The sequence below is a fragment of the Pseudomonas sp. DTU12.3 genome (assembly GCF_004124275.1).
GTDB classification, from domain to species: Bacteria; Pseudomonadota; Gammaproteobacteria; order Pseudomonadales; family Pseudomonadaceae; genus Aquipseudomonas; species Aquipseudomonas helmanticensis.
In genome coordinates this window covers 1,026,819-1,052,500 of the sequence record NZ_CP027218.1, presented here as the reverse complement: position 1 = coordinate 1,052,500, position 25,682 = coordinate 1,026,819, and the positions used below count along the sequence as shown (strand labels likewise).

Sequence of the window (25,682 nt, the reverse complement as noted above, 5' to 3'; positions counted from 1 at the left end):
CAGCTGAGCGATCAGCAGTGTCGAGCTTGGATCACGCTCGGATGGCTTGAGGATGAAGCAGTTGCCGCAGACGATCGCCAGTGGGTACATCCACAGCGGCACCATGGCCGGGAAGTTGAACGGGGTGATACCGGCGACGATGCCCAGCGGCTGGAAGTCCGACCATGCGTCGATGTTCGGGCCGACGTTGCGGCTGTACTCGCCCTTGAGGATTTCCGGAGCGGCGCAAGCGAACTCGACGTTCTCGATGCCGCGCTTCAGTTCACCGGCAGCGTCTTCGAGGGTCTTGCCGTGTTCTTCGCTGATCAGTTGCGAGATGCGTGCTTCGTTCTGCTCGAGCAGTTGCTTGAAGCGGAACATCACCTGGGCACGTTTGGCCGGTGGCGTGTTGCGCCAGGCCGGGAACGCAGCCTTGGCGGCATCGATGGCTTTCTGGATGGTTTCGCGGGTGGCCAATGGCAGCTTGTGGATAGCCTGACCGGTAGACGGGTTGAACACATCAACCGCGCGACCATTCTCGGTCACCAGTTCGCCATTGATCAAATGCGGGATAACGCTCATCGAAAACTCCTGAATTCTTGTCCACGGGCACCCGGTTAAGGAGTGCCCGTTTTTGTAGGTATATATAGAAGGAAAAATCAGTCGAGCTTGTTCAGCACTTCGCCGACCGCGTCGAACAGACGATCAAGGTCTTGCGGCTTGCTGTTGAAGGTTGGGCCGAACTGCAGGGTGTCGCCGCCGAAACGTACGTAGAACCCGGCTTTCCACAGAGCCATGCCCGCTTCGAACGGACGCACGATGGCGTCGCCGTCACGACCGGCAATCTGGATCGCACCGGCCAGGCCGAAGTTACGGATGTCGATAACGTGCTTGGAGCCTTTCAGACCATGCAGCGCGTTTTCGAAATGCGGCGCGACTTCAGCGACGCTCTGCACCAGGTTTTCTTTTTGCAGCAGGTCGAGTGCTGCCAGGCCAGCGGCGCAAGCCACCGGGTGCGCCGAATAGGTGTAGCCGTGCGGGAATTCCACGGCGTACTCCGGGGTCGGCTGATTCATGAAGGTCTGATAGATCTCGGAGCTGGCAATCACCGCGCCCATCGGGATCGCGCCGTTGGTGACTTGCTTGGCGATGCACATCAGGTCCGGTGTGACGCCAAAGGTGTCGGCGCCGAACATATTGCCGGTACGACCGAAACCAGTGATCACTTCGTCGAACACCAGCAGGATGTTGTGCTGATCGCAGATTTCGCGCAGGCGCTTCAGGTAACCCTGTGGCGGCACCAGCACGCCAGCGGAACCAGCCATAGGCTCAACGAATACCGCGGCGATGTTCGAAGCATCGTGCAACTCGATCAGCTTCAACAGCTCATCGGCCAAAGCGATACCGCCCTGCTCCGGCATGCCACGGGAGAACGCATTGCACGCCAGCAGCGTGTGCGGCAGGTGATCGACGTCCATCATCGACTGACCGAACAGCTTGCGGTTGCCATTGACGCCGCCGAGGCTGGTGCCGGCGATGTTCACGCCGTGGTAACCACGGGCACGGCCGATCATTTTGGTTTTGGTCGCCTGCCCCTTCAGGCGCCAGTAGGCACGCACCATTTTCACCGCGGTGTCGGCGCACTCGGAACCCGAGTCGGTGAAGAACACGTGGTTGAGGTTGCCCGGGGTCAGCTCGGTGATCTTCTCGGCCAGCTGGAACGACAACGGGTGGCCGTACTGGAAGCCCGGCGAGTAATCGAGGGTGCCCAACTGCTTGGAGACCGCTTCCTGAATTTCCTTGCGGGTGTGACCAGCGCCGCAGGTCCACAGACCAGACAGCGAGTCGTATACCCGGCGGCCCTTGTCGTCGATCAGCCAGCTGCCTTCGGCGCCAACGATCAAACGCGGATCGCGCTGGAAGTTACGGTTGGCGGTGTACGGCATCCAGTGCGCGTCCAGCTTGAGTTGGCTGGCCAGTGGCGACTGAGCGTTTTCAGGCATGTTCATCGGGCAAAACCTCGCAGGGCATAAGCGTCAGGGAGATAAAAAGCGTTGTTGCAGCTAAATTGCCACGGCGATAAAGTCGGTGAAATTCAACTCTTCTAACCTTCAGTTAGATCTCTGCTAAACATTGAGAGTAAAAACATGAGCAGCCGCCGCCCCGATCCGCTGGCCCAGGTGAGTGATTTTGATATTCGCCTGCTGCGGATTTTTCGCAGTGTGGTCGAGTGCGGTGGCTTCTCGGCGGCGGAGACTGTGCTGGGCATCGGTCGCTCGGCGATCAGCCAACAAATGAGCGATCTGGAGCAGCGCCTCGGTCTGCGATTGTGCCAACGCGGTCGTGCGGGGTTTTCGCTGACCGAGGAAGGTCGCGAGGTCTATCAATCGGCGTTGCAGCTATTAAGTGCGCTGGAAAGTTTCCGCACCGAGGTCAACGGCCTGCACCAGCATTTGCGCGGTGAGCTGATCATTGGCCTGACCGACAACCTCGTCACCCTCCCCCACATGCGCATCACCCACGCCCTCGCGCAGTTGAAGGAGCGCGGGCCGGATGTGCAGATTCAGATTCGCATGATTGCGCCGAACGAAGTCGAGCAAGGTGTGCTCGACGGCCGCCTGCATGTCGGCGTGGTGCCGCAGGCCAGTGCGTTGTCGGGACTGGAATATCAGCCGCTGTACAGCGAACGTTCACTGCTTTATTGCGCGGTGGGTCATCCGCTGTTTTACGTTGATGACAAGCAACTGGATGACGAACGCCTGAACAGTCAGGACGCGATTGCGCCGACGTTTCGTTTGCCGGCGGATATTCAGGCGCATTACCAGGCACTCAATTGCACGGCCAGTGCTTCTGACCGTGAGGGCATGGCGTTTTTGATTTTGACCGGGCGTTACATTGGGTATCTACCGGATCATTACGCCAGTCTTTGGGTGCAGCAGGGGCGTTTGCGTGCTTTGAAAGCAGGAACGCGGTTTTACGATTTAAGTCTGGCATCGGTCACGCGCAAGGGGCGGCGCCCTCATTTGGTGCTGGAGAGCTTTTTGGAGAGTTTGGCGGCGACGCGTTGATAATGCGCGCGACGTTGGTTAGGTACAGCAAGATCAAGGGATCGCAGCCTTCGGCAGCTCCTACAGGGGGGATAAGTTGAGCAAGTGGACAGGTTTTTGCAGAGGGGGAATTACTTCGTTCCTTTGATAAGAAGCCTTAAGCCATGCAGCCAGATTCCGCACCGTCCAGCGACTTGATCTACGGCCTCAACGACCGCCCCAAACCACTCGCCGCCACCCTTGCCGCGCTGCAACACGTGCTCGCCAGTTTCGTCGGCATCATCACCCCGCCGCTGGTGATTGGTTCGGCGCTGGGGCTGACCGCGTATTTACCGTATCTGATCAGCATGGCCTTGATGGTTTCGGGCGTCGGCACGTTTATTCAGGCGCGGCGGCCGTTCGGGATTGGCGCCGGGATGATCTGTCTGCAAGGCACCAGTTTCGCCTTTCTCGGTGCGGTGCTGTCGGCGGGTTTTCTGGTCAAGCAACGTGGCGGTAGCCCGGAAGACATTCTGGCGATGATTTTCGGTGTGTGTTTCTTCGGCGCGATCGTGCAGATCGTCCTCAGCCGCTTCATTGGTCAATTGCGTCGAGTTGTTACGCCGCTGGTGACCGGGATCGTTATCACCCTGATTGGCATCAGCCTGATCAAAGTTGGCATCACTGATTTGGGCGGCGGTTTCAATGCGCCGGACTTTGGTGCGCCGGGCAATCTGGCGCTGGGCGTGTTCGTGCTGCTGACGATCATTCTGCTCAACCGATCCAATACGCCGTGGGTGCGCTTGTCGGCGATCATTATCGGTTTGGTGCTCGGCAGTCTGGCCGCGTGGTTCAGTGGGAAACTGGTGCCGCAGCCATTGCCTGACTTGCCGCTGGTGAGTTTTCCTACGCCGTTCAAGTTCGGATTCAGCTTCGACTGGACGGCTTTCCTGCCGGTCGCGCTGATTTATCTGATCAGCACCATCGAAACCGTCGGTGACCTTACTGCCAACTGCATGCTCGCCCGTCAACCTATCAGCGGCCCTTCCTATATAAGCCGCCTGCGCGGTGGCGTGCTCGGCGATGGCGTGAGCTGCATGATCGCCGCGACCTTCAGCGCTTTCCCCAACACCACGTTTGCGCAGAACAACGGCGTGATCCAGTTGACCGGCGTCGCCAGCCGCTATGTCGGGCTGTACATCGGCGCGATCCTGTTTTGTCTCGGCTTGTTTCCGATGATCGGCGCGGTGCTGCAACAGATTCCGAAACCGGTACTCGGCGGCGCGACTCTGGTGATGTTCGGCGCGGTGGCTGCGGCCGGGGTGCGCATCCTCGCGCAGTCGTCGCTGGATCGGCGCAGCATGTTGATCATCGCCACTTCGTTCGGCGTTGGTCTGGGCATCGCCGCGCAACCGAACCTGCTGCACCTGCTGCCGAAACTGGTGCAAAACCTGTTCGACTCGGCGATTACCAGCGGTGGCCTGACCGCAATCATCCTGTGCCTGCTGCTGCCGGAGTCGAAAACCGAAGCCACTGAAGCGCACGCGCCGCTGAACAAGATCGAACAGGCGTAACGGTTTTATCGCTCAAACACTTGTCGGATGCCTGTGGGTGCGCTATCAACGCAACTGGTTGCACCCACAGACAAACCCGGAAGTGCCTATGACCTTTGAAGTCCCAGCCCATGGCGGCAAACCCGCCAGCCGCATTCGTCAAAAGAACGAAGAGACCATCCTCAAAGCTGCCGAAGACGAGTTCGCCCGCCACGGGTACAAAGGCACCAGCATGAACACCATCGCGCAGAATGCCGGGTTGCCCAAGGCGAACCTGCATTACTACTTCACCAACAAACTCGGTTTGTACGTGGCGGTGCTGAGCAACATCATCGAGCTGTGGGACAGCACCTTCAACACACTCACCGCCGAGGACGATCCGGCCGAAGCGCTGACCCGCTACATCCGCGCCAAGATGGAATTCTCCCGTCGTCAGCCGCAAGCCTCGCGGATCTTCGCGATGGAAGTGATCAGCGGCGGCGAATGCCTCACCGAATATTTCAATCAGGATTACCGCGCCTGGTTCACCGGCCGCGCGGCAGTGTTTCAAGCGTGGATCGATGCGGGCAAAATGGATCCGGTTGATCCGGTGCACCTGATCTTCCTGTTGTGGGGCAGCACCCAGCATTACGCCGATTTCGCCACGCAGATCTGTCGTGTCAGCGGTCGCAGCAAGTTGACCAAACAGGACATGGAAGACGCCGGCAACAACCTGATCCGCATCATTCTCAAAGGCTGCGGCCTCACTCCTTCTCTATAAGACGTTTATGCCTTTCACCCTTAGCGGTTTTTGCGAGTACCGCGAAGAGATTCGCAAAAGCCGCTTTATCACTTTCGCCACGCCGATCGGCAGCCCTGCCGATGCGCAGGCGTTCTTCGAACAGCACAGCGATCTGAACGCCTCGCACAATTGCTGGGCGTGGAAACTCGGCGATCAATACCGCAGCAATGACGATGGCGAACCGGGTGGTACTGCTGGGCGACCGATATTGGCGGCGATTGAAGCGCAGGATTGCGATCAGGTCGCGGTGCTGGTGATTCGTTGGTACGGCGGGATTCAACTGGGGACTGGCGGGTTGGCCCGCGCGTATGGCGGCGGGGCGAACAAGTGTTTGCAGACGGCGGTGAAGGTTGAGTTGATCAGCCGGGTGCCGGTGAGTTGCGCTTGCGGGTTTGCCGAGTTGGCGCTGGTGAAGTTGCGGGTGGCGGATCTGGGTGGGTTGGTCGTGGAGGAGAATTTTACGGCGAATGGCGTTGAGTTGAAGTTGGCGGTGGGTGAGGCGCAGATTGCGGTGTTGCAGGGGCAGTTGGCGGATTTGAGTCGTGGGCGGATTTTGTTGGAGCGGTGAAGCAAGGTCAAAAGATCGCAGCGTGCCGCAGCTCCTACACAGGGGTGCGATGTTTTGGGGCGGATGCGAATTTGCTTATTCCACAGACTTGCCCACATCTGCTGTGCACCCGACTGTGGATAACCTGAGTACATTCCGCTGTAACCCTTCTGTCACGTGGCTTTGCGCGGTTTGTTCACTTTTCGTTCAATTCACCCGACGAACTGAAAATATCACGAAGAAACAATCAGTTAGATCCGTTTATCACCATTGGAAGAAAGCACCGCAGTGCTTATGCCCGTGCTTGCGGCTTGCGCACAAAAACTGTGGAGCAACCTGTGGATAACCCGTTCATGACCGGCTCAGTCGCAGGTGCTGCCTAGCCCCCACGCAGTTGCTCGTTTTTTGATCAGTTAATCACGGGCAAAACCGGAGCCCGATCAACGGCTTTGCGCTGATTTGGTGCCATGGGTGCAGGTGAAACCATGCCGAAGCTCTGCACCAAGCGCTCGCAAGCGCCGTGTGTGCTGGTTCCTGACTCAATGGCCAGGAAATTGCTTTATCCACAGGCACAACTCCAAGCAAGTCGAGCCTGTCATGCCCATCGCTCCTTCTATCCCGCGCCTGCAACTGCGCCAGATCAGCAAACGCTACCCCGGTTGTTTGGCCAACGACGCCATCGACCTGAGCATCGCGCCCGGAGAAATCCACGCCCTGCTCGGTGAAAACGGCGCGGGCAAAAGTACCTTGATGAAGATCATCTACGGCGTGATCCAGGCCGATTCGGGCGAGATGCTCTGGCAAGGTCAACGGGTCAATATGCGCAATCCAGCGCAAGCGCGGCAGTTGGGCATCGGCATGGTATTCCAGCATTTCTCGCTGTTCGAAACCCTCAGCGTCGCGCAGAACATTGCGCTGGCGATGGGCGCGGCGGCCGGCACACCGAAACAACTGGAGCCGAAGATTCGTGAAGTGTCGCGCCGTTATGGCATGGCGCTGGAGCCGGAGCGACTTGTCCACAGCCTGTCGATCGGCGAGCGGCAACGGGTCGAGATCATTCGCTGCCTGATGCAGGACATTCGCCTGCTGATCCTCGATGAGCCAACTTCGGTGCTGACACCGCAGGAGGCCGACGAATTGTTCATCACCCTGCGCCGTCTCGCCGCCGAGGGCTGCAGCATTTTGTTCATCAGCCACAAACTCGGCGAGGTTCGGGCGTTGTGTCATAGCGCGACGGTTCTGCGCGGAGGACGGGTGGCCGGACATTGCCTGCCGGCCGAGTGCTCGGATCAGCAACTGGCGCAGATGATGGTCGGCGAAGCGGCGACGTTGATCGGTGATTATCCGAAGGTCAGCGGCGCCGCGGTGTTTTTGCAGGTAACGGGATTGAGCTGGCACAACCCGGATCCGTTCGGCTGCTCGCTGACTGACCTCAATGTGCAGGTGCGCAGCGGTGAAATCGTCGGCATTGCCGGCGTCGCGGGCAATGGTCAGGATGAGCTGCTCGCGCTGCTCAGCGGCGAACAAACCTTGCCCCGGGCGGAAGCGGCAACCATTCGATTCGCCGAGCAATACGTCGCCGATCTGCGCCCGGATGCGCGACGCAAACTGGGCCTGGCGTTTGTCCCCGCCGAGCGCCTCGGTCATGGCGCGGTGCCGGAATTGAGTCTGGCGGACAACGCGCTGCTGACTGCTTTCCAACAAGGCTTGGTCAGCCACGGCTTGATCGAGCGCGGCAAAGTCGAAGCCCTCGCCTGTCAGATCATTCAGCGCTTCGGCGTAAAAACCCCGGGTACGCAAACCGCCGCGCGCAGCCTGTCCGGCGGCAACCTGCAGAAATTCATTCTCGGCCGGGAAATCCTTCAGCAGCCAAAACTGTTGATCGCCGCGCACCCGACCTGGGGCGTCGACGTCGGTGCCGCCGCGACCATCCACCGTGCGCTGATCGCGTTGCGCGATGCCGGCGCGGCGATTCTGGTGATTTCCGAAGATCTCGACGAACTGTTCCAGATCAGCGACCGCCTCGGCGCGTTGTGTGGTGGACGCCTGTCAGCGCTGCACAACACCACCGATACGCAGCTCAGCGACGTCGGCGGCTGGATGGCCGGTCAGTTCGACAACCCACCTTTTGCCGCCACGGTTTAACGGAGTTTCAAACATGCTGCTTTCCCTCGAACCCCGTGGCCAGCAATCGCGCTTGATGCTGTGGTGCTCGCCGTTATTGGCGGCGGTACTGACACTTGGTTGCGGCTCGCTGTTGTTTATCGTCCTCGGGCATGACCCGCTGCAAACTTTGCATACGCTGCTGATCGCGCCGGTCAGCGATTTGTATGGCGTCTCCGAATTACTGGTCAAGGCGTTGCCGATTCTGCTTTGCGCGCTGGGCTTAGCCGTGGCGTATCAGGCGCGAATCTGGAACATCGGCGCCGAAGGTCAATTGCTCCTCGGCGCGCTCGCCGGCAGTGCCCTGGCGGTGAACATCATCGACATGCAGAGCCGTTGGGCGCTGGTGTTGATTCTGCTCACCGGCACCCTCGCCGGCGCGGCGTGGGCCGGGCTGACTGCGTGGTTGCGCACACGCTTCAACGCCAACGAAATCCTCACCAGCATCATGCTCAATTACATCGCACTGAACCTGCTGCTGTTCTGCGTGCACGGGCCGCTGAAGGATCCGGCCGGATTCAACTTTCCCGAGTCGGCGATGTTCGGTGACGCCAGCCGTATGCCGTTGTTGATGGAGGATGGCCGCGTGCACGCCGGGGTGTATTTCGCCCTGCTCGCACTGGTCGCGGTGTGGGTGTTGCTGCAAAAAAGCTTTGTCGGTTTCCAGATCAAAGTGCTCGGGCTGGACAAGCGTGCGGCGGGGTTTGTCGGCTTTCGCGAGAAGCGTTTGATCTGGCTGGCGCTATTGATCAGCGGCGGCTTGGCGGGGCTTGCGGGTGTCTGCGAAGTGACCGGGCCGATCGGTCAATTGGTGCCGCAGGTTTCGCCGGGTTATGGCTATGCGGCGATCACCGTGGCGTTTCTTGGGCGACTCAATCCGATCGGGATTCTGTTTTCGAGCCTGCTGATGGCGCTGCTGTACATCGGCGGCGAGAGTGCACAAATGACCCTGAATCTGCCGCAGGCGATCACCCAGTTATTCCAGGGAATGATGCTGTTTTTCCTGCTCGCCTGTGACGTGCTGATCCTCTATCGGCCACGCCTGAATTTGCGGTGGGTGAAGCGTACTTCGACTACCGCCGTAACCGCCGGAGCGCTGTGATGGATATCGATCTGTTGAGCAATATTTTCTACGCCATGGTGCGTTGCGGCACGCCGTTGTTGCTGGTGGCGCTGGGTGAGCTGATCTGCGAGAAGAGCGGCGTGCTCAACCTCGGGCAGGAAGGGATGATGCTGTTTGGCGCGGTGATCGGTTTTATCGTTGCGTTCAACAGCGGCAGCCTCTGGCTTGGCGTGGTGCTGGCGATGCTCGCCGGGATGTTGTTGTCGTCGCTGTTTGCCTTGGTGGCGCTGGTGTTCAACGCCAATCAGGTCGCGACCGGGCTGGCCCTGACGATTTTTGGTGTCGGCCTGTCGACCTTTGTCGGCGCGGCTTGGGTGGGGAAACCGTTGACGGGTTTTGAGCCGGTGGCGATTCCTTATCTGAGTGAGATTCCAATGATCGGGCGGATGCTGTTTGCTCAGGATCTGCTGGTGTACCTGTCGTTCGCGCTGTTTGCGCTGGTGGCGTGGGTGATCGTCAAAAGTCGTGTCGGGTTGATCATTCAGGCGGTGGGCGAGAACCCGGATGCGGCCAGTGCGATGGGGCTGCCGGTGTTGACGGTGCGCACATTGGCGGTGCTGTTCGGCGGGGCCATGGCCGGGTTGGCCGGGGCGTATCTGTCGCTGGCGTACACGCCGATGTGGGCGGAAAACATGACCGCCGGGCGTGGTTGGATCGCGTTGGCGCTGGTGGTGTTTGCCAGTTGGCGGGTGTGGCGGTTGTTGCTTGGGGCGTATCTGTTTGGACTCGCCAGCATCCTGCATCTGGTGGCGCAGGGGTTGGGGCTGGCGATTCCATCGAGTTTGCTGGCGATGCTGCCGTATGTGGCGACGATTGTGGTGCTGGTGTTGTTGTCGCGGGATGCGCTGCGTACGCGGTTGTATGCGCCGGTGTCGTTGGGGCAGCCTTGGCAGGCGGGGCATTAATTGTTGTTTGGGCGGGCCTCTTCGCGAGCAAGCCCGCTCCCACAGTTGACCGCATTCCCCTGTGGGAGCGAGCCTGCTCGCGATAGCTTTCGAACAGGCAACACCTGAGCAACGCCCCACGCCAGTTCGAAGACCAGGAAAACCAGCAGAATCGAACTGGCGCCATGCAACAAGGCATACGCTTGCCAAGCCGCAAACAGAAATCTGGCCACCGCGTCATACCGTCCATAAAGCGCCTGCGGATCACGAATCCGCAGCACCGCCCAAACACACACCACCGACCCCAACAGATTCGCCATCAACATGTGCACAGGTTGAAACGCCGGCAGCTCACCCGGCAAGTTCAGTGCGCTCAACAACCCGTGCACAAAAGCAAAACTCCACGGCGTGGCAAACGCTGCCGTAACGACCAAGTCATACCAGGCACTGCCGCGCACCACGTTGCGATACTGCGTTGAAGTCCACATCATCCATGCTCCAGAAATTCAGGGAGCAACCACGGTAAAGCCTGGAGTATGCTCCAGGGTCAACAGCTGTTTTGAGAGCCACTATGCGCATCGGTCAATTAGCCCAGGCCTGCGCCGTCAGTCGTGACACCCTGCGTTTCTATGAGCAGCGCGGGTTGATCGCGGCGCAACGCAGTGCCAACGGTTATCGCGACTATCCGCCGGAGATGGTGCAACTGGTGCTCTATATCAAAACGGCGCAGCGTCTGGGATTTACCCTCGGAGAGATCGGCGATAGCGTCGCGGCATTGTGGAACGCGCCCGATCCGGACAACGCCGTGGCGCAATTGCTGCGCGACAAACTGCAACTGATCGAAACCCGCATGCGCGAACTCGACGTACTGCGTCTGGAGTTGCAACTTCGGCTCGGTCAGGCCTGTCCATTGAATCCATGATCCTCATTCATCAAGGAAGCCCATCATGTCTGCAAAAAACGCACTGATCATCGGCGCCTCCCGGGGCCTGGGCCTCGGTCTGGTGCAAACCCTGCTGGCCGACGGCTGGCAGGTCACCGCCACCGTGCGCAATCCGCAAAACGCCGAGGCGCTGCAAGCACTGGGCAAGGTGCGGATCGAGAAGCTCGACATGGACGACCAGCAGGCGGTGATCGCCCTGAGTCAGCAACTCAAGGGCGAAACGTTTGATCTGCTGTTCGTCAACGCCGGGGTCAAAGGCCCGGCGGATCAGACCCCGGGCGGCGCGACACTGGCTGAGGTCGGTCAGCTGTTTTTCACCAACGCGGTGGCACCGATCAACCTGGCGCAGCGTTTTGTCGGGCAGATTCGTGACGGCAGCGGCGTGCTGGCGTTCATGAGTTCCGGACTGGGCAGCGTGACAGTGGCGGACGCGCCGGAGCTGGCGCTGTACAAGGCCAGCAAAGCTGCTCTGAACTCGATGACCAACAGTTTTGTCACGCAGTTGGGTGAGCAGAAGATGACGGTGTTGTCGCTGCATCCGGGTTGGGTGAAGACCGATATGGGCGGCGAAGGGGCTGACCTTGACGTTGAAACCAGCACCCGTGGGTTAATCGATCAGGTGAATGCGTATACCGGCAAGGGCGGGCATCATTTCATCAACTACAAGGGTGAAACGATTCCCTGGTAAGCCGCAAAATCAAAATCCCCTGAATACCTGCATGACTGGCTAACTGTAGGAGCCGCCGAAGGCTGCGATCTTTTGATCCTGTTTTTTACAATCAAAAGATCGCAGCCTTCGGCAGCTCCTACAGGGTTTGTGCATTTTGGTTGTGTGTTGTCTGGTCGGGTTGGGCTTGCCCGACGCGGCGTTTTGTTTGAAACTGCGCACCTCGTCCCTTGCGGCGACCCTGGATCAGCAGACAGGGCATCACTGAGCTGGCAACCCTGAACACAATTTTCAGAGGAGCCGGCAACATGCCCGCGACCCGTACCTGGTTAAAAACCCCCCTCGCCATTTTCACCTCCAACGAACTCGATGCCCGTGGCGGTCTTGTCGTGCAAGACGGTGTCATCGTCGAAGTCCTCGCGGCCGGCCAACAGCCGTCGGCGCCGTGCAATGCAGTGTTCGATGCCCGCGAGCATGTGATCCTGCCGGGCCTGATCAACACCCACCACCACTTCTATCAAACCCTCACCCGCGCTTGGGCCCCAGTGGTCAATCAGCCGTTGTTTCCGTGGCTGAAAACCCTGTACCCGGTGTGGGCGCGCCTGACACCGGAGAAACTCGCCCTCGCGACCAAAGTTGCCTTGGCCGAACTGCTGCTGTCGGGTTGCACCACCGCTGCCGACCATCACTATCTGTTCCCGGACGGTCTGGAAAACGCCATCGACGTGCAAGTCGAAACCGTGCGTGAACTGGGCATGCGCGCCATGCTCACCCGGGGTTCGATGAGCCTCGGCGAGAAGGACGGCGGCCTGCCGCCGCAGCAGACCGTGCAGGAAGGTCAGGTGATTCTCGACGACAGTCAGCGCCTGATTCACGAGTACCACGAACGTGGTGATGGCGCGCAGATCCAGATCGCGCTGGCGCCGTGCTCGCCGTTCTCGGTGACTCCGGAAATCATGTCGGCCAGTGCTGAACTGGCGAGCAAGCTCGACGTGCGCCTGCACACGCACCTGGCGGAAACCCTCGACGAAGAAGACTTCTGCCTGCAGCGTTTTGGCCTGCGCACCGTCGATTATCTCGACAGCGTCGGCTGGCTCGGCCCACGCACCTGGCTGGCGCACGGCATCCATTTCAACCCGGACGAAATCGCTCGTCTTGGCCAGGCTGGCACCGGTATCTGCCACTGCCCGAGTTCGAACATGCGTCTGGCCTCGGGCATTTGTCCAAGTATCGACCTGACCGATGCCGGTGCCTTGTTTGGTCTGGGCGTCGACGGTTCGGCGTCCAACGATGCGTCGAACATGATTCTCGAAGCGCGTCAGGCGCTGTACATCCAGCGTCTGCGTTACGGCGCCGAGAAGATCACCCCGGAGCGTGTGCTGGGCTGGGCGACCAAGGGTTCGGCGAGTCTGTTGGGCCGCACCGACATTGGTGAGATTGCCGTGGGCAAGCAGGCGGATCTGGCGTTGTTCAAGCTCGATGAGCTGCGCTTCTCCGGCAGCCATGATCCGATTTCGGCGCTGCTGTTGTGCGGCGCGGATCGTGCGGATCGGGTGATGATTGGCGGCAAGTGGCGCGTGGTTGACGGCCAGGTTGAAGGCCTCGATCTCAAAGGCCTGATCGCCGATCACAGCCAGGCGGCTCGCCAACTGATCGCCGGTACCTGATCCAAACACCGTTCAAAACTGTGGGAGCGGGCTTGCTCGCGAAAGCATCGTGTCAGTCGGTATTGAACTGCCTGACACAATGCCTTCGCGAGCAAGCCCGCTCCCACATTTTGTTTTGCGGTGCTCTCAGAGGCCGAGCAGGGACAGCATGATGAAGGTCGCAAACAGCACAAAATGAGTCATGCCTTCGATGGCATTGGTCTCGCCGTCATTCAGGTTGATCGCACTGACGATCAACGTCAGGAAAATCATCACCGTCTGCACCGGCGTCATCGCCATCTGAAATGGCTGGCCGGTATACAGCGCCATCGCCTCCATCACCGGTACGGTCAGAATCACCGTCGACAGTGACGCCCCCATCGCAATGTTCACCACCGACTGCATGCGGTTGGCCAATGCCGCGCGCAACGCGGTCAAAATCTCCGGCGCCGCAGAAATCGCCGCCACCAGAATCGCCGTGATCACCGGCGGTGCGCCCGTGCCTTCCAGACCCAGATCGAGGGTCTTCGACATCACCTCGGCGAGTGCGCCAATCACCACCACGCCAAACACCAGAATGCCGATCGACAACGCCAGGCTGACCGGTTTCGGTTCCTCCTCGACGGGTTCTTTCTTGCGGCGTTTGTCCGGGTAGCTGTAGCTGAAAAAGTAGCTGTGCGGGCCGACCTGCATGCGCAGAAACAGCGCGTAAAGCACCACCATCGCGCCGATGGTGAACGCCGAATAAATCTTCCAGTTGGCCTCGGGAATAAACTCCGGCACCACCATCGACACGCCCATGGCAGTGAGGATCATCACGCTGTAGCTGCGCGCCGAATCGTCGTTGTAGGACTGCTCGCCGTGCTTGATCCCGCCCATCAGCGCGGCGAGGCCGAGGATGCCGTTGATGTCGAGCATCACTGCGGAATAGATCGTGTCGCGCACCAACGTCGCCGAGGCTTCGTTGCTCATCATGATCGCCAGGATCACCACTTCGACCAGCACGGCGGCGAGGGTCAGGATCATCGTGCCGTAGGGGTCGCCGACTTTTTCCGCGAGCAGTTCCGCCTGATGGGCAACGCGCATCGAGGCGGCGACGATGAAGGCAATGATGACCAGACCGCCGACCAGCGCGACGATCTGGCCGCTGTGCAACAACCAGTGTTCCAGCGGATAGGCGACGCACGCGGCGATGACGGCCAATAGCAGAAAGCTTTCTTGCTTGAGGATCGAGAGCATGGCGGGCCTTTTTGCCGAAGAGTGCGAATGAGCTACTGACTGCGGGGCGGCGCTAACGTTTCGTTACACCTTAGCGCACCAAGCGATAGCGTGAATCCGTTGAGTTGCACTGCGTTGGTTCTGGCGCTGAAAAGATCGCAGCCTTCGGCAGCTCCTACAGGTTGTGCATTCCCATGTAGGAGCTGCCGAAGGCTGCGATCTTTTTTGTTTGTTGTCCTGTTGGTCAGCAATTTGCATTGGCCCTGACCACACACAACAAAATGGAGTTCGAATTCATGCAAATACGTCCGCTGCACAAACTGCTGTGCGCCGCCCTCGGTCTGGGGATCAGTCTGAGCGCCAGCGCTGCCGATCCGCTGAAAGTCGGTTTCGTCTACATCGGCCCGATCGGTGACCACGGCTGGACGTATCAGCATGAACAGGGGCGCAAGGCTCTCGCCGAGAAATTCGGCAATCAGATCACCACCAACTACGTCGAGAACGTTGCCGAAGGCGCTGATGCCGAGCGGGTGATCCGCAACATGGCCAAGGACAATTACGACCTGATCTTCACCACCTCGTTCGGCTACATGAACCCGACGCTGAAAGTCGCCAAGCAATTTCCCAAGGTGACCTTCGAACACGCCACCGGCTACAAACAGGACAAGAACCTCGGCACCTATCTGGCGCGCACCTATGAGGGTCGTTACGTCGGCGGTTTCCTCGCGGCGAAGATGACCAAGACCAAGAAGATCGGTTATGTCGCTTCGTTCCCCATCCCTGAAGTCATCCGCGACATCAACTCCATCCAGTTGGCGCTGAACAAGTACAACCCCGGCACCGAGATCAAAGTGGTGTGGGTCAACTCCTGGTTCGACCCGGGCAAGGAAGCCGACGCGGCCAACGCGCTGATCGATCAGGGTGTCGACGTGGTGTTCCAGCACACCGACAGCCCGGCGCCGATTCAGGCCGCCGAACGTCGTGGCGTGTACGCGGTGGGTTACGCCTCGGACATGGCGCACTTCGGCCCGAAAGCGGTGCTGACCTCGATCGTCAACGACTGGGCGCCGCACTACATTCAGGCGACGCAGAGCGTGATCGATCACACGTGGAAATCGCAGGATTATTGGGGTGGGCTGAAGGAAGGCACGGTTGAACTGCCAATCAGCGACCTGGTGCCGGCACCGGTGAAAGCCGAGGCCGAGCAGATTATTGCCGACATCAAAAGCGGTGCCTTCCAACCGTTCACCGGGCCGATCAAGGATCAGGCCGGGGTCGAGAAAATCCCCGCAGGCGTGAGTGCGACGAATGCGGAACTGGCGTCGATGAACTATTACGTTGAAGGCATGAAGGCCGAGATGCCGAAGTAAATCTCCGATTCACCACACAAAACCCTGTGGGAGCGAGCCTGCTCGCGAAAGCGCTGTGTCATTAAACAAAAATGTTGTCTGACACCCCCTCTTCGCGAGCAGGCTCGCTCCCACACTGGAAACTCAGCGTATTTAAGGATTGTGTATGGATCAGCTTCCGATCATCGAAATCAGCCCGCTCTACTCCGACGACGAAAACGCCTGGCCTGCCGTGGCCGCGCAGATCGACCTGGCCTGCCGCGAATGGGGTTTCTTCTACATCAAGGGTCATCCGATCTCGCCGCAGCGCATCGACGCCGTGCTTGATCACACCCAGCGTTTCTTCGCCCTCCCCGCCGCCGAAAAACTCAAGATCGACATCACCCAGACCCGCCACCATCGCGGCTACGGCGCCATCGCCACCGAGCAACTCGACCCGAGCAAACCCAGCGACCTCAAAGAAACCTTCGACATGGGCCTGCACCTGCCGGTTAACCATCCCGACGTGCTCGCCGAAAAACCGTTGCGCGGGCCGAACCGGCATCCGGCGCAACCGGGCTGGGAAGCGCTGATGGAGCAGCATTACCTCGACATGCAGGCCCTCGCGCAAACCCTGTTGCGGGCGATGACCATTGCGCTGAACATCGATCGCGATTTCTTCGACAGCCGCTTCGTTGATCCGGTCAGCGTCCTGCGCATGATCCATTACCCACCGCGCCACACCGCCAGCTCCACCGAGCAGCAAGGCGCCGGCGCGCACACCGATTACGGCTGCATCACCCTGCTCTATCAGGACAGCGCCGGCGGCCTGCAAGTGAAAAACGTCAAAGGTGAATGGATCGACGCACCACCGATTGACGGCACCTTCGTGGTCAACCTCGGCGACATGATGGCGCGCTGGAGCAACGATCGTTATCGCTCGACCCCGCACCGGGTGATCAGCCCGCTCGGCGTTGACCGTTACTCGATGCCGTTCTTCGCCGAACCGCACCCGGACACGCGCATCGAATGCTTGCCCGGTTGTCAGGACCCACAGCATCCGGCGAAATATCCGACCACCACCTGCGCCGAATTCTTGCTGTCGCGCTTCGCCGATACCTACGCTTATCGGCGCGAGCAGGAAGCCGTTTGATGGATCGCTTGGTCAGGTTTTGCCAATTGTTTCGGTGAGCATCTGTAGAATGCCGTCATTGCACCTGATGAGAAAAGAATATGTACGACTGGCTCAACGCCTTGCCCAAGGCTGAACTGCACCTGCATCTGGAAGGCTCGCTGGAGCCCGAGCTGCTGTTCGCCCTGGCCGAACGCAACAAGATCGCCCTGCCGTGGAACGACGTGGAAACCCTGCGCAAGGCTTACGCCTTCAACAACCTGCAGGAATTCCTCGACCTGTATTACCAGGGCGCCGATGTACTGCGTACCTCGCAGGATTTCTATGACCTGACCTGGGCGTACCTGCTGCGCTGCAAGGCACAGAACGTGATTCACACTGAACCGTTCTTCGACCCGCAGACCCACACCGACCGGGGCATCCCGTTTGAAGTGGTGCTCAACGGCATCGCGGCGGCACTGAAGGATGGCGAGCAGCAACTGGGCATCACCAGCGGTTTGATCCTCAGTTTCCTGCGCCACTTGAGCGAAGAAGAAGCCGAGAAAACCCTCGATCAGGCGCTGCCGTTCCGTGACGCGTTTGTCGCTGTCGGTCTCGACAGTTCCGAGATGGGCCACCCGCCGAGCAAGTTCCAGCGCGTGTTCGATCGTGCCCGTCACGAAGGCTTCCTGACCGTTGCCCACGCTGGTGAAGAAGGCCCACCGGAGTACATCTGGGAAGCCATCGACCTGCTGAAAATCCAGCGCATCGACCATGGCGTACGCGCCATCGAAGACGAGCGCCTGATGCAGCGGATCATCGACGAGCAGATCCCGCTGACCGTGTGCCCGTTGTCCAACACCAAACTTTGCGTGTTCGATCACATGTCGCAGCACAACATTCTCGACATGCTCGAGCGTGGCGTGAAGGTCACGGTGAACTCCGATGACCCGGCGTACTTCGGTGGTTACGTGACCGAGAACTTCTACGCGCTGCATGAACATTTGGGCATGACCCAGGATCAGGCCAAGCGCCTGGCGCAAAACAGCCTCGATGCGCGCCTGGTAAAACCTTAAGCAACAGCGAAGTACCCATGTGGGAGCGAGCCTGCTCGCGAAGAGGGCGTGTCAGTTAACATTGTCGTTTAATGACACTCGGCTTTCGCGAGCAGGCTCGCTCCCACATTTACATCTGTGTCGACTCGGTCAGCTCTTCGAGGGTTTTACCCCGGGTCTCCATCCCGAACAGCCACACCACCCCCGCCGCAATCGCAAAGCACGCCGCCCCCAGCGCAAACACCCCGCCCTGCCCGGTAATCGGAAACACCAGCCCGGTCACCAACGGCCCGAGCAACGAACCGACGCGGCCAATGGCCGAGGCAAACCCCGAGCCCGTCGCGCGCGCCGAAGTCGGATACAACTCCGGCGTGTAGGTGTAGAGCACCGCCCACATGCCGAACAAAAAGAACTGCATGAGCAATCCCGTGCTGATCAGCAGCGCGACGTTGCCGCCGAACACAGCACTCTGCCCATACAGAAACGCCATCACCCCGCCACCGAGCAAGGTGACGATGCACACCGGTTTACGGCCCCAGCGCTCGACCAGCCACGCCGCCATCAGAAACCCGGGAATCCCGCCCAGCGAAATCAGCACCGTGTAATACACCGACTGCGTCACGGCAAAACCCGACTGTTGCAGCAACGCACTCAGCCATGACGTCAGCCCATAAAAACCGAGCAGCGCGAAGAACCACAGACTCCAGATCATCGTTGTGCGCTGACGATACTGCGGCGACCAGATCTGCTTGAGCGCCGAAAAGAAATGACCCGGCGGCGTTACCGTACGCGGCAAGCGAATCGGTTCCGGCAGCGCCGCACCGCCCATCGAAGCACGCACCCGCGCTTCGATGCCGCTCAACACCTTGTCCGCCGCGTCATCTCTCCCGGCCTGCTCGAGCCAGCGCGGAGATTCGGGAATGAAGAAACGGATCGCCAGGACAAACACCGCCGGCACCGCCAATACGAGAAAGATGTCACGCCAGCCAATTAGCGGCAGCAGGAAATACGACAGCACCCCCGCCGCGACAAAACCCAACGGCCAGAAGCCATCCATCAAGGCGATGTAGCGCCCGCGTCGCCGGGCGGGAATCAACTCGGACAGCATCGACTGCGCGATGGGAAACTCCATGCCCATGCCGATCCCCAACAGAATGCGGAACAGTGTCAGAGCCTCGACCGTTTGCGCCGTAGAGCACAGGTAACTGGCCACGCCCCACAGGACGATGCTCCACTGGAACACCGGTTTGCGCCCGAAACGGTCGGCGAGCATGCCGGACAACGAAGCCCCCAGCACCATGCCGAAAAAACTCGAGCTGGCGAGCAGCCCAGCCTGGGCGCTGCTCAGGCCGAACTCGGCTTTGATCGAGCCGAGCAGGAACGTCATCATCGCCAGGTCCATGGAGTCGAAGAAAAACGCCAAGGCAATGATGATGAAAATGATCCGGTGATAACCGCTGATCGGCAGTCGTTCCAAGCGTTCTGCCGCGCTGAAGCCGTGAGTGTCCATGCCGCCTCCCCCATCCGAAATGTCCCCGGATCGAGTGTGCGCGATAGCGACCCTGCGTTCGTGCTGGATGCGACCTGTTCGCAGCCGTAGACGACGTCAGCAGCATCGAGCCAGCCACGAACGTTGTTAACGCGCGGCTCTACTACGCCATTTGCAGCGCGGTTTCCTTGGCGAAGCGCAGCAATTCGCGTTCGCCTGTGGCCGACAATTGCAGGGCTCTTGAGTCATTCGGCAAGGTCAGCCAGCCGGACTGCATGAACAACTGCAACAGCGCCGCCCCAAGTGAACCGCCCATGTGCGGTCGGCGTTCGCTCCAGTCGGGGCACGCGCAGGCCACTTGCACATTGCGATGGGCCAGCGCCTGGATGAACACCCCGCGTCCGGCCAATTGCTTCGCGCCTTTGTGAGTCACAACCACGCGCTGGTCAAACTGTTCGATCCAGCCGGCATCGAGCAGTCGCTGATAAAGATCGGCAGCCAGCGTTCCGCCCAGATGGTCGTCGCAAAAGCGCGCGCGCAACAACGACGAGGGCGCGGCCTGCGGTTTCGCCATGGGCGTGGAGCGCTTGAACACCTCGGGTATTTCTCGCGGGGTGCTGGCGATGGTCGCGCTGGCCAGGGCTTCTATCGCCGCACCGACCTCCGGTGCCGAGAGACGGAAAAAACGCTTGCGACCACGGACTTCGACCTTTAGCAGACCGCCCGTGGACAACCGCGCCAGATGCGCGCTGGCCGACGACGGTGACAGCCCTGCCAGTAGCGCAAGTTCCTCGGTTTGCCGGGCCGAACCATCCATCAACGCCCACATCATCGCGCTGCGCTTGGGGTCGGCCAGCAACGTGGCGATCTGGCTGATGCAAGGTGCATGTTCCATGTATTCACTCCCTGTGGAATCGTATCGTCTACTGCTCGCAGACATCTTGACCAGTAATGGGTCGGCGGCCAAGACGCGAAAAACGCCACGTGCCGGGGCAATGCAGACCCTTGGCACAACACCTCCCGGCACCGACGTCGCGGCCTTGCGCTGCCCTGATTTGAACAGGACCCGCTTAGTCTGACGGTGTCCGCACCGGGGTTTCGGTACTGGCATGAGGCGGGCACTAGTATAAGCGGGATGCACGCTCCGTCCCGCGCCGTCGCCTGCGCGGGTGGTGATTGTTCCTGACAGAAATTTCTCTATTTAACTGCGACTAATGATCAAGTTTCGAGAAACCGGGAAATTGACTACTCAATTCAGCGCATCGGCTGGCAAGCATTTCCCTCAACAGGTTCACTGGCTTACTCAATTGTGCGCGATGTGCGCACAGCAAATTCAGCGGAGCGCGCTCGCACAGCAGCTCCGGCATCAACACCTTGAGCCGGCCCGCCAGCACATCGGCGCCCACGTCGAGCCAGGATTTATAGGCAATCCCGGCGCCGGCCACCGCCCATAAGCGCACGACGTCGGCGTCATCACTGAAGCGGTCGCCGCTTACGGTCAGACCGACCTCGCGTTTGCCGTCATGAAAACTCCAATGGTCGTGGACCCGACTGCCGAGCATGTACAACAGGCAGTTGTGCTGGGCCAGTTGTTCGAGCTGATGCGGTTCGCCGTGCCGGGCCAGGTAGGCCGGGGCGGCGCAGAGCACGCGGCGGTTGTCCGGGGCGATCGGCAGGGCGACCAGGCTCGAGTCTTCCGGCTCGCCATAGCGCAAGGCGATATCCACCGGCTGGCGAAACAGATCGGCGATGCGGTCACCGAGCAGCAGGCGCACCGTCAGTTTCGGATGTTCGCGCTGAAACTCGTCGAGCCACGGCAGCAACAGATTGCGCCCGAAATCCGAAGGCGCCGACAGCTGCAAGACCCCACTGACCTGATCCTGCCCGCTGGCGAGCAGGCGCCGGCCTTCATCGAGATTGCTCAATGCTGCCCGCGCGTACTCGAGAAAACCTTCCCCCTCGGCCGTCAGGCGCAGGCTGCGCGTCGAACGGGCGAGCAAGCGTGCGCCGAGTTGCTGTTCGATACGCTTGAGCGCCGCGCTGGCCACGGCGGCGGACATGTCCATTACTCGCGCAGCCGCCGACAGACTGCCCAGATCCGCGGCGCGGACAAACAACTGCAAGTCATCGAAACGCAGCATTCTCAGCCTCGATTATCAAAAAAATATTGAAAGAGAGTGCTCTTTTAGCCGGTTTTATCTTGCAGAGAAATAGCCAATCATCTGTCCATCGAATTCAACCCGCTGCTCTGGAGCCGAACATGTCCCAGCCATTCACCGCTATCGCTACCCTGATTGCCAAACCCGGCCAGCAGGATCTTCTCGAACAAGGCCTGCGCGCACTGGTTGCACCGAGCCGTGCCGAGGACGGTTGCAGCCAGTACGACCTGCATCGCGATCTCACCGATCCGCAGGTTTTCTACGTGATCGAACACTGGGCCAGTGAGGAGATCCTCCAGGCGCACAACGCCAGCGTGCACTTTTTGCACTTCCAGGCCACTGCCGGCCAGACCATCGAACACTTCCAGCTCAAGCGCCTCGGCGCGATTGCCTGATTCCTTCTTCCATTACCTGTACGGAGCCCTTCATGAAAGCCATCGCCTATTACGCATCCCTGCCAATCAGCGACGCCAAAGCCCTGCAAGACATCGAGTTGCCAGAGCCGGTCGCCGGCCCGCGCGACCTGTTGGTGGAAGTCAAAGCGATTTCGGTCAACCCGGTCGACACCAAAGTGCGGCAGAACGTGGCGCCGGAAAACGGTGCCGCGAAAGTGCTGGGCTGGGACGTTGCCGGTGTGGTCAAGGCAGTCGGCAGCGAAGTGACATTGTTCAAGGCCGGCGACAAAGTCTTCTACGCCGGCTCCATCGCCCGCGCTGGCGGCAACAGTGAACTGCACACGGTTGATGAACGCATCGTCGGCCATATGCCGAAATCCCTCGGTTTCGCCGAAGCCGCCGCCCTGCCGCTGACCGCGATCACGGCCTGGGAGTTGTTGTTCGAGCGCCTGCAAATCCGCGAAGGCAAAACCGCTGAAGGCCAGAGCCTGTTGATCGTTGGCGCGGCCGGCGGGGTGGGTTCGATCCTCACGCAATTGGCCAAGCAGTTGACCGGGCTGAAGGTCATTGGCACCGCTTCCCGCGAGCAGACCCGCGATTGGGTCAAGGAACTGGGCGCGGATCTGGTGATCGATCACAGCCAGCCGTTGAGTGAAGAGCTCAAGCGCGCTGGCATCGACCAGGTGACTCACGTCGCCAGCCTGACCCAGACCGATCAGCATCTGGATCAACTGGTCGAGGCGCTCGCGCCGCAAGGCAAACTGGCGTTGATCGATGATCCTAAGTCGCTCGACGTGAGCAAGCTCAAGCGCAAGAGCCTGTCGTTGCACTGGGAGTTCATGTACACCCGCTCGCTGTTCGAGACCCCGGACATGATCGAGCAGCACAAGCTGCTTAATCGTGTCGCGGAGCTGATTGATGCGGGGACGTTGAAGACCACGGTGGGTGAGCATTTCGGTGTGATCAATGCGGCGAATCTGCGTCGGGCGCATGAGTTGCTGGAGAGTGGCAAGGCCAAGGGGAAAATTGTTTTAGAAAGTTTCTAAGATCAAAAGATCGCAGCCTTCGGCAGCTCCTACACCGGAGCAGACTCCGGTGTAAACGGGCGCGGCCGTGTAGGAGCTGCCGCAGGCTGCGATCTTTGCCGTCAGTCAGATGGCTGATCCTTGTCACAATTGCGATCGTATTCAGGACTACAATCGAAGCCTCTGCGATACATCTTTTACGCAAGGGAGGTCAGCAATGAAGATCCTGATAAAAGAAGTGGCAAAGTCTCAATGGCAGGTTCGTCTCGACCAGCACGCCGTGACATTCCGCAGTGAAGCCGAAGCACTGGCCTTCACCCGCACCCTCGAAGCGCGACTCTGCGCGCCCCACCAGATTCCCGACCGCAGCCAGCAACGCGCTGCCGGCTGAGTTTTCTAGACCTCAGCTTGCGCCTGCGCCAGCGCCCGGGCATTTTGCAAACGCCGGGTGAGCAACGCGACGCTCACCACCAGCACACCACACAAGCTGATGACGATGGCCATCGGCACCGCCGTGCCGTCGTGCAACACGCCGACCAGCGCTGAAGCGCCGGCGGCGACGCTGAACTGCATGCAGCCGAGCAACGCCGAAGCACTGCCGGCGCGCCCGCCCTGCCCGTTCATTGCGCAAGCCGCCGCATTCGGGCTGATGCAGCCCAGGCTGGAAACACAGATGAACAACGGGATCAGCAACGGCCACAAGGATTCCGTGTGCAAGGCGCTGACGGCCAGCAAGGTCAGCCCCGCCGCCAGATAAACCCAGACCGCCCGCGACAGCAGGAACGCCGGGCCACGCTTGGCCAGCAACCGTGCATTGACCTGCGCGACCAGAATGAAACCCGCCGCGTTGGTGCCGAACAGCCAGCCGAAGTGCTCGGCCGGAACGCCGTACAGTTTGATGAAAATGAACGGCGAGCCGGCGATGTAGGCGAACATCCCGGCGATGGCGATGCCGCCGGTCAGGGCATGGCCGAGGTAGACCCGATCCTTGAGCAGGCGCCCGTACTGGCGCAGTGCGCCGGACAACGGCTGGCGCGGCATATGCGCCGGCATACTTTCCGGCAAGCCCAGCGCTACCGCGAGGCCAGCCAGTGCGCTGAACCCGGTCAACACGAGGAAAATCGACTGCCAGCCGGTGGTGTTGACCAGCAGGCCGCCGAGCATCGGTGCCAGAATCGGCGCCAGGCCCATCACCAGCATCAGTTGCGAGAAGACTTTTGCCGAGCCCACTGCGTCGCATTTGTCACTGACCACCGCCCGCGAGATCACCATCCCTGCGCAACCACCCAGCGCTTGAACGAAGCGCGCGCCGATCAGCCATTGCAGATTCGGCGCATAGGCGCAGGCCAGTGAAGCCAGGGTGAACAGCGTCAGCCCGACGAGCAGCGGAATCCGCCGACCAAAGCGATCCGCCACCGGGCCGTAAGCCAGCTGACCGATGGACAGGCCAGCGAAATACGCCGCCAGGGTCATCTGCACGTGTTTCTCATCGGTGCCGAAGGCCAGCGCCATCGAGGGAAAAGCAGGCAGATAGAAGTCGATCGCCAAGGGCCCGAAGGCGGTCAAGGCACCGAGAATCAAAATGGTACGGAAGTTCATCAGGCATCCAGGTAGGCAAGTCGGCAGCCCGACAGTCTAGCTGCGCCCGGACGCCTTGAACATTCCGATAGCTCGCTAACTATAAAAACGGCAAAAGATCGCAGCCTTCGGCAGCTCCTACATTATTCAGTGCAGGAGCTGCCGAAGGCTGCGATCTTTTGCTTCTAGGCGAGTTTGACGGCGTAGCCCTCGTCGCTGATGACCTCAATCACCTGCTCGGCACTCAGTGCACTTTCCACGCCGACCTCTTTCGCCGCCAGATCGACCCGCACGCTGGCCGCCGGATCTTTGACCTGCACCGCGTTAGTGATGGCTTTGACACAGTGACCACAAGACATGCCCTGAACATTGAACACTTGCATGGAATGACTCCGTTGAGTGGGGTTACCGGCAGTCTCGAGCTTGCCACGATGGCAAGGTCAAGTTCTTGAATAAACTGCCGGGCTGGCAATCGGCGCCGCGCTCGGCCAAGCTGCGTACATCAATGACTTCAATTCAGGAGATTCAGCCATGCGCTGGTCAGTTTTCAGCCTGTTTGGCTTTCTCAGCCTTTTTACCGCCCTCCCTCAAGCGCAAGCTGCCGGCGAGGATTACGCAGTGCTGATCATTTCCCGCGAGCGCCTGGAAGTGTCGACCTCCTGCGAGATCGGCGTGTACATCCAGGATCAGCTCTCGGCGCGGCTGCTGCAGGAGCAGAGTATTTCCTTCAACCTGCCACCGGGCACGGTGTCGCTGCGCTTGAAGTTGCTGCCGGGCCAGGTTGCCGGTTGCAACCCGGGCATGCTCGCGCCGGGTTCGCAGGAGATCAAACTGCATGCCGGTGACGTGTTGAAGTATCGGTTGGCGATGAATTCGGAAGGCGTCTATCTGAAGCGCGCCGATCTCGAATATTAAGCAATCCAAATTGTGGGAGCGGGCTTGCTCGCGAAAGCGGTGTGTCATTCAGCGATGATGGTGACTGATACGACGCCTTCGCGAGCAAGCCCGCTCC

26 protein-coding genes (1 of these 26 only partly in view) are annotated in these 25,682 nt (G+C 60.1%); 17 read left to right on the top strand and 9 right to left on the bottom strand.

The annotated features are described in order from the left end of the window. Together C2E19_RS04680 and C2E19_RS04675 are read right to left on the bottom strand one after the other, a co-directional pair. A protein-coding gene (locus tag C2E19_RS04680) for a CoA-acylating methylmalonate-semialdehyde dehydrogenase (RefSeq protein ID WP_129388710.1) crosses the window boundary here: on the bottom strand, positions 1 to 561 show its start. The gene continues 933 nt to the left of window position 1, outside the view; only the first 561 of its 1,494 coding nucleotides appear in the window; the start codon lies at positions 559 to 561; its stop codon lies beyond the left edge, outside the window. Positions 562 to 638: 77 nt separating this feature from the next. After that, positions 639 to 1,988 carry an aspartate aminotransferase family protein gene (locus C2E19_RS04675; protein WP_129388705.1) on the bottom strand — a complete coding sequence of 450 codons (1,350 nt, stop codon included), beginning with the start codon at positions 1,986 to 1,988 and terminating at the stop codon, positions 639 to 641. 138 nt (positions 1,989 to 2,126) lie between these two features. Between C2E19_RS04675 and C2E19_RS04670 the strand changes: the two genes are divergently transcribed. The 7 genes from C2E19_RS04670 (at position 2,127) to C2E19_RS04640 (ending at position 10,077) form a co-directional block, all read left to right on the top strand. Further along, the gene (locus tag C2E19_RS04670) at positions 2,127 to 3,047 is read left to right on the top strand and encodes a LysR family transcriptional regulator (RefSeq protein WP_053116962.1); all 921 of its coding nucleotides are present in this window, start codon (positions 2,127 to 2,129) and stop codon (positions 3,045 to 3,047) included. 143 nt (positions 3,048 to 3,190) lie between these two features. Beyond that, positions 3,191 to 4,579 carry a uracil-xanthine permease family protein gene (locus tag C2E19_RS04665; RefSeq protein ID WP_129388702.1) on the top strand — a complete coding sequence of 463 codons (1,389 nt, stop codon included), beginning with the start codon at positions 3,191 to 3,193 and terminating at the stop codon, positions 4,577 to 4,579. An 88-nt stretch (positions 4,580 to 4,667) separates the two neighbouring features. Continuing rightward, positions 4,668 to 5,318, top strand: a complete 651-nt coding sequence (locus C2E19_RS04660; protein WP_007914719.1) for a TetR/AcrR family transcriptional regulator — start codon at positions 4,668 to 4,670, stop codon at positions 5,316 to 5,318. A gap of 7 nt (positions 5,319 to 5,325) precedes the next feature. After that, the gene (locus tag C2E19_RS04655) at positions 5,326 to 5,907 is read left to right on the top strand and encodes a YigZ family protein (RefSeq protein WP_129388699.1); all 582 of its coding nucleotides are present in this window, start codon (positions 5,326 to 5,328) and stop codon (positions 5,905 to 5,907) included. A gap of 576 nt (positions 5,908 to 6,483) precedes the next feature. Further along, positions 6,484 to 8,031, top strand: coding sequence for an ABC transporter ATP-binding protein (locus C2E19_RS04650; RefSeq protein ID WP_129388696.1), 1,548 nt, complete (start codon positions 6,484 to 6,486; stop codon positions 8,029 to 8,031). 13 nt (positions 8,032 to 8,044) lie between these two features. After that, positions 8,045 to 9,151 (top strand): ABC transporter permease, encoded by a 1,107-nt coding sequence (locus tag C2E19_RS04645; RefSeq protein WP_129388693.1) that lies wholly within the window; start codon positions 8,045 to 8,047, stop codon positions 9,149 to 9,151. After that, complete coding sequence (locus C2E19_RS04640) at positions 9,151 to 10,077, top strand: ABC transporter permease (protein WP_129388690.1); 927 nt, start codon at positions 9,151 to 9,153, stop codon at positions 10,075 to 10,077. The genes C2E19_RS04645 and C2E19_RS04640 overlap by 1 nt, the downstream gene beginning before the upstream one ends. Here the strand turns inward: C2E19_RS04640 and C2E19_RS04635 are convergent. After that, positions 10,074 to 10,544 (bottom strand): hypothetical protein, encoded by a 471-nt coding sequence (locus C2E19_RS04635; protein WP_129396086.1) that lies wholly within the window; start codon positions 10,542 to 10,544, stop codon positions 10,074 to 10,076. The two genes, C2E19_RS04640 and C2E19_RS04635, sit on opposite strands and share 4 nt — an antisense overlap. A gap of 83 nt (positions 10,545 to 10,627) precedes the next feature. On the opposite strand from C2E19_RS04635, the gene C2E19_RS04630 reads away from it, so the two are divergent. The 3 genes from C2E19_RS04630 to C2E19_RS04620 all read left to right on the top strand — a co-directional run bounded on the left by C2E19_RS04630 (position 10,628) and on the right by C2E19_RS04620 (position 13,333). After that, positions 10,628 to 10,978 (top strand): MerR family transcriptional regulator, encoded by a 351-nt coding sequence (locus C2E19_RS04630; protein ID WP_129388686.1) that lies wholly within the window; start codon positions 10,628 to 10,630, stop codon positions 10,976 to 10,978. 22 nt (positions 10,979 to 11,000) lie between these two features. After that, positions 11,001 to 11,687 (top strand): SDR family oxidoreductase, encoded by a 687-nt coding sequence (locus C2E19_RS04625; RefSeq protein ID WP_129388683.1) that lies wholly within the window; start codon positions 11,001 to 11,003, stop codon positions 11,685 to 11,687. 287 nt (positions 11,688 to 11,974) lie between these two features. Next, the gene (locus C2E19_RS04620) at positions 11,975 to 13,333 is read left to right on the top strand and encodes an 8-oxoguanine deaminase (RefSeq protein WP_129388680.1); all 1,359 of its coding nucleotides are present in this window, start codon (positions 11,975 to 11,977) and stop codon (positions 13,331 to 13,333) included. Positions 13,334 to 13,459: 126 nt separating this feature from the next. Here C2E19_RS04620 and C2E19_RS04615 read toward each other — a convergent pair whose 3' ends face one another. Then, the gene (locus C2E19_RS04615; RefSeq protein WP_129388677.1) at positions 13,460 to 14,551 is read right to left on the bottom strand and encodes a calcium:proton antiporter; all 1,092 of its coding nucleotides are present in this window, start codon (positions 14,549 to 14,551) and stop codon (positions 13,460 to 13,462) included. 275 nt (positions 14,552 to 14,826) lie between these two features. Between C2E19_RS04615 and C2E19_RS04610 the strand changes: the two genes are divergently transcribed. The 3 genes from C2E19_RS04610 to C2E19_RS04600 all read left to right on the top strand — a co-directional run bounded on the left by C2E19_RS04610 (position 14,827) and on the right by C2E19_RS04600 (position 18,045). After that, a complete protein-coding gene (locus C2E19_RS04610; protein ID WP_008082143.1) occupies positions 14,827 to 15,900 on the top strand; it encodes a BMP family ABC transporter substrate-binding protein in 1,074 nt (357 codons plus the stop codon). 145 nt (positions 15,901 to 16,045) lie between these two features. After that, the gene (locus C2E19_RS04605) at positions 16,046 to 17,011 is read left to right on the top strand and encodes a 2-oxoglutarate and iron-dependent oxygenase domain-containing protein (RefSeq protein ID WP_129388674.1); all 966 of its coding nucleotides are present in this window, start codon (positions 16,046 to 16,048) and stop codon (positions 17,009 to 17,011) included. 80 nt (positions 17,012 to 17,091) lie between these two features. Then, a complete protein-coding gene (locus tag C2E19_RS04600) occupies positions 17,092 to 18,045 on the top strand; it encodes an adenosine deaminase (protein ID WP_008082147.1) in 954 nt (317 codons plus the stop codon). Between the two features lie 109 nt (positions 18,046 to 18,154). On the opposite strand, the gene C2E19_RS04595 is transcribed toward C2E19_RS04600, so the two are convergent. From C2E19_RS04595 to C2E19_RS04585, 3 genes are all read right to left on the bottom strand, one after another. Beyond that, positions 18,155 to 19,534: an MFS transporter gene (locus C2E19_RS04595; RefSeq protein ID WP_129388671.1), complete on the bottom strand. Its 1,380-nt coding sequence runs from the start codon at positions 19,532 to 19,534 to the stop codon at positions 18,155 to 18,157. 142 nt (positions 19,535 to 19,676) lie between these two features. Further along, entirely contained in the window at positions 19,677 to 20,408 is a 732-nt protein-coding gene (locus C2E19_RS04590) for a helix-turn-helix transcriptional regulator (protein WP_129388668.1), read from the bottom strand. Between the two features lie 316 nt (positions 20,409 to 20,724). Then, a complete protein-coding gene (locus tag C2E19_RS04585; RefSeq protein WP_129388665.1) occupies positions 20,725 to 21,654 on the bottom strand; it encodes a LysR family transcriptional regulator in 930 nt (309 codons plus the stop codon). A gap of 119 nt (positions 21,655 to 21,773) precedes the next feature. Here C2E19_RS04585 and C2E19_RS04580 point away from each other — a divergent pair, with 119 nt between their 5' ends. The 3 genes from C2E19_RS04580 to C2E19_RS28940 all read left to right on the top strand — a co-directional run bounded on the left by C2E19_RS04580 (position 21,774) and on the right by C2E19_RS28940 (position 23,483). Then, positions 21,774 to 22,067, top strand: a complete 294-nt coding sequence (locus C2E19_RS04580; RefSeq protein ID WP_129388662.1) for a putative quinol monooxygenase — start codon at positions 21,774 to 21,776, stop codon at positions 22,065 to 22,067. A gap of 32 nt (positions 22,068 to 22,099) precedes the next feature. Continuing rightward, positions 22,100 to 23,113, top strand: a complete 1,014-nt coding sequence (locus tag C2E19_RS04575; protein WP_129388659.1) for a zinc-binding alcohol dehydrogenase family protein — start codon at positions 22,100 to 22,102, stop codon at positions 23,111 to 23,113. Positions 23,114 to 23,309: 196 nt separating this feature from the next. Then, on the top strand, positions 23,310 to 23,483 hold the full coding sequence (locus tag C2E19_RS28940; RefSeq protein ID WP_007914687.1) for a hypothetical protein: 174 nt from the start codon (positions 23,310 to 23,312) through the stop codon (positions 23,481 to 23,483). A gap of 5 nt (positions 23,484 to 23,488) precedes the next feature. Here the strand turns inward: C2E19_RS28940 and C2E19_RS04570 are convergent, their stop codons facing one another. Both C2E19_RS04570 and C2E19_RS04565 read right to left on the bottom strand, forming a co-directional pair. Next, on the bottom strand, positions 23,489 to 24,691 hold the full coding sequence (locus C2E19_RS04570; protein WP_129388656.1) for a multidrug effflux MFS transporter: 1,203 nt from the start codon (positions 24,689 to 24,691) through the stop codon (positions 23,489 to 23,491). A gap of 164 nt (positions 24,692 to 24,855) precedes the next feature. Next, positions 24,856 to 25,053, bottom strand: coding sequence for a cation transporter (locus C2E19_RS04565; protein WP_129388653.1), 198 nt, complete (start codon positions 25,051 to 25,053; stop codon positions 24,856 to 24,858). Positions 25,054 to 25,201: 148 nt separating this feature from the next. Between C2E19_RS04565 and C2E19_RS04560 the strand changes: the two genes are divergently transcribed. Beyond that, a complete protein-coding gene (locus C2E19_RS04560) occupies positions 25,202 to 25,585 on the top strand; it encodes a hypothetical protein (protein ID WP_129388650.1) in 384 nt (127 codons plus the stop codon). Positions 25,586 to 25,682: the final 97 nt, after the last annotated feature.

Coding starts and splice junctions, on each gene's coding strand:
- C2E19_RS04650 (WP_129388696.1), top strand. CDS start 6,484: ATGCCCATCGCTCCTTCTATCCCGCGCCTGCAACTGCGCCAGATCAGC.
- C2E19_RS04675 (WP_129388705.1), bottom strand. CDS start 1,988: ATGAACATGCCTGAAAACGCTCAGTCGCCACTGGCCAGCCAACTCAAG.
- C2E19_RS04655 (WP_129388699.1), top strand. CDS start 5,326: ATGCCTTTCACCCTTAGCGGTTTTTGCGAGTACCGCGAAGAGATTCGC.
- C2E19_RS04665 (WP_129388702.1), top strand. CDS start 3,191: ATGCAGCCAGATTCCGCACCGTCCAGCGACTTGATCTACGGCCTCAAC.
- C2E19_RS04615 (WP_129388677.1), bottom strand. CDS start 14,551: ATGCTCTCGATCCTCAAGCAAGAAAGCTTTCTGCTATTGGCCGTCATC.
- C2E19_RS04645 (WP_129388693.1), top strand. CDS start 8,045: ATGCTGCTTTCCCTCGAACCCCGTGGCCAGCAATCGCGCTTGATGCTG.
- C2E19_RS04620 (WP_129388680.1), top strand. CDS start 11,975: ATGCCCGCGACCCGTACCTGGTTAAAAACCCCCCTCGCCATTTTCACC.
- C2E19_RS04640 (WP_129388690.1), top strand. CDS start 9,151: ATGGATATCGATCTGTTGAGCAATATTTTCTACGCCATGGTGCGTTGC.
- C2E19_RS04590 (WP_129388668.1), bottom strand. CDS start 20,408: ATGGAACATGCACCTTGCATCAGCCAGATCGCCACGTTGCTGGCCGAC.
- C2E19_RS04610 (WP_008082143.1), top strand. CDS start 14,827: ATGCAAATACGTCCGCTGCACAAACTGCTGTGCGCCGCCCTCGGTCTG.
- C2E19_RS04575 (WP_129388659.1), top strand. CDS start 22,100: ATGAAAGCCATCGCCTATTACGCATCCCTGCCAATCAGCGACGCCAAA.
- C2E19_RS04605 (WP_129388674.1), top strand. CDS start 16,046: ATGGATCAGCTTCCGATCATCGAAATCAGCCCGCTCTACTCCGACGAC.
- C2E19_RS28940 (WP_007914687.1), top strand. CDS start 23,310: ATGAAGATCCTGATAAAAGAAGTGGCAAAGTCTCAATGGCAGGTTCGT.
- C2E19_RS04600 (WP_008082147.1), top strand. CDS start 17,092: ATGTACGACTGGCTCAACGCCTTGCCCAAGGCTGAACTGCACCTGCAT.
- C2E19_RS04580 (WP_129388662.1), top strand. CDS start 21,774: ATGTCCCAGCCATTCACCGCTATCGCTACCCTGATTGCCAAACCCGGC.
- C2E19_RS04660 (WP_007914719.1), top strand. CDS start 4,668: ATGACCTTTGAAGTCCCAGCCCATGGCGGCAAACCCGCCAGCCGCATT.
- C2E19_RS04585 (WP_129388665.1), bottom strand. CDS start 21,654: ATGCTGCGTTTCGATGACTTGCAGTTGTTTGTCCGCGCCGCGGATCTG.
- C2E19_RS04635 (WP_129396086.1), bottom strand. CDS start 10,544: ATGTGGACTTCAACGCAGTATCGCAACGTGGTGCGCGGCAGTGCCTGG.
- C2E19_RS04560 (WP_129388650.1), top strand. CDS start 25,202: ATGCGCTGGTCAGTTTTCAGCCTGTTTGGCTTTCTCAGCCTTTTTACC.
- C2E19_RS04595 (WP_129388671.1), bottom strand. CDS start 19,534: ATGGACACTCACGGCTTCAGCGCGGCAGAACGCTTGGAACGACTGCCG.
- C2E19_RS04630 (WP_129388686.1), top strand. CDS start 10,628: ATGCGCATCGGTCAATTAGCCCAGGCCTGCGCCGTCAGTCGTGACACC.
- C2E19_RS04565 (WP_129388653.1), bottom strand. CDS start 25,053: ATGCAAGTGTTCAATGTTCAGGGCATGTCTTGTGGTCACTGTGTCAAA.
- C2E19_RS04570 (WP_129388656.1), bottom strand. CDS start 24,691: ATGAACTTCCGTACCATTTTGATTCTCGGTGCCTTGACCGCCTTCGGG.
- C2E19_RS04670 (WP_053116962.1), top strand. CDS start 2,127: ATGAGCAGCCGCCGCCCCGATCCGCTGGCCCAGGTGAGTGATTTTGAT.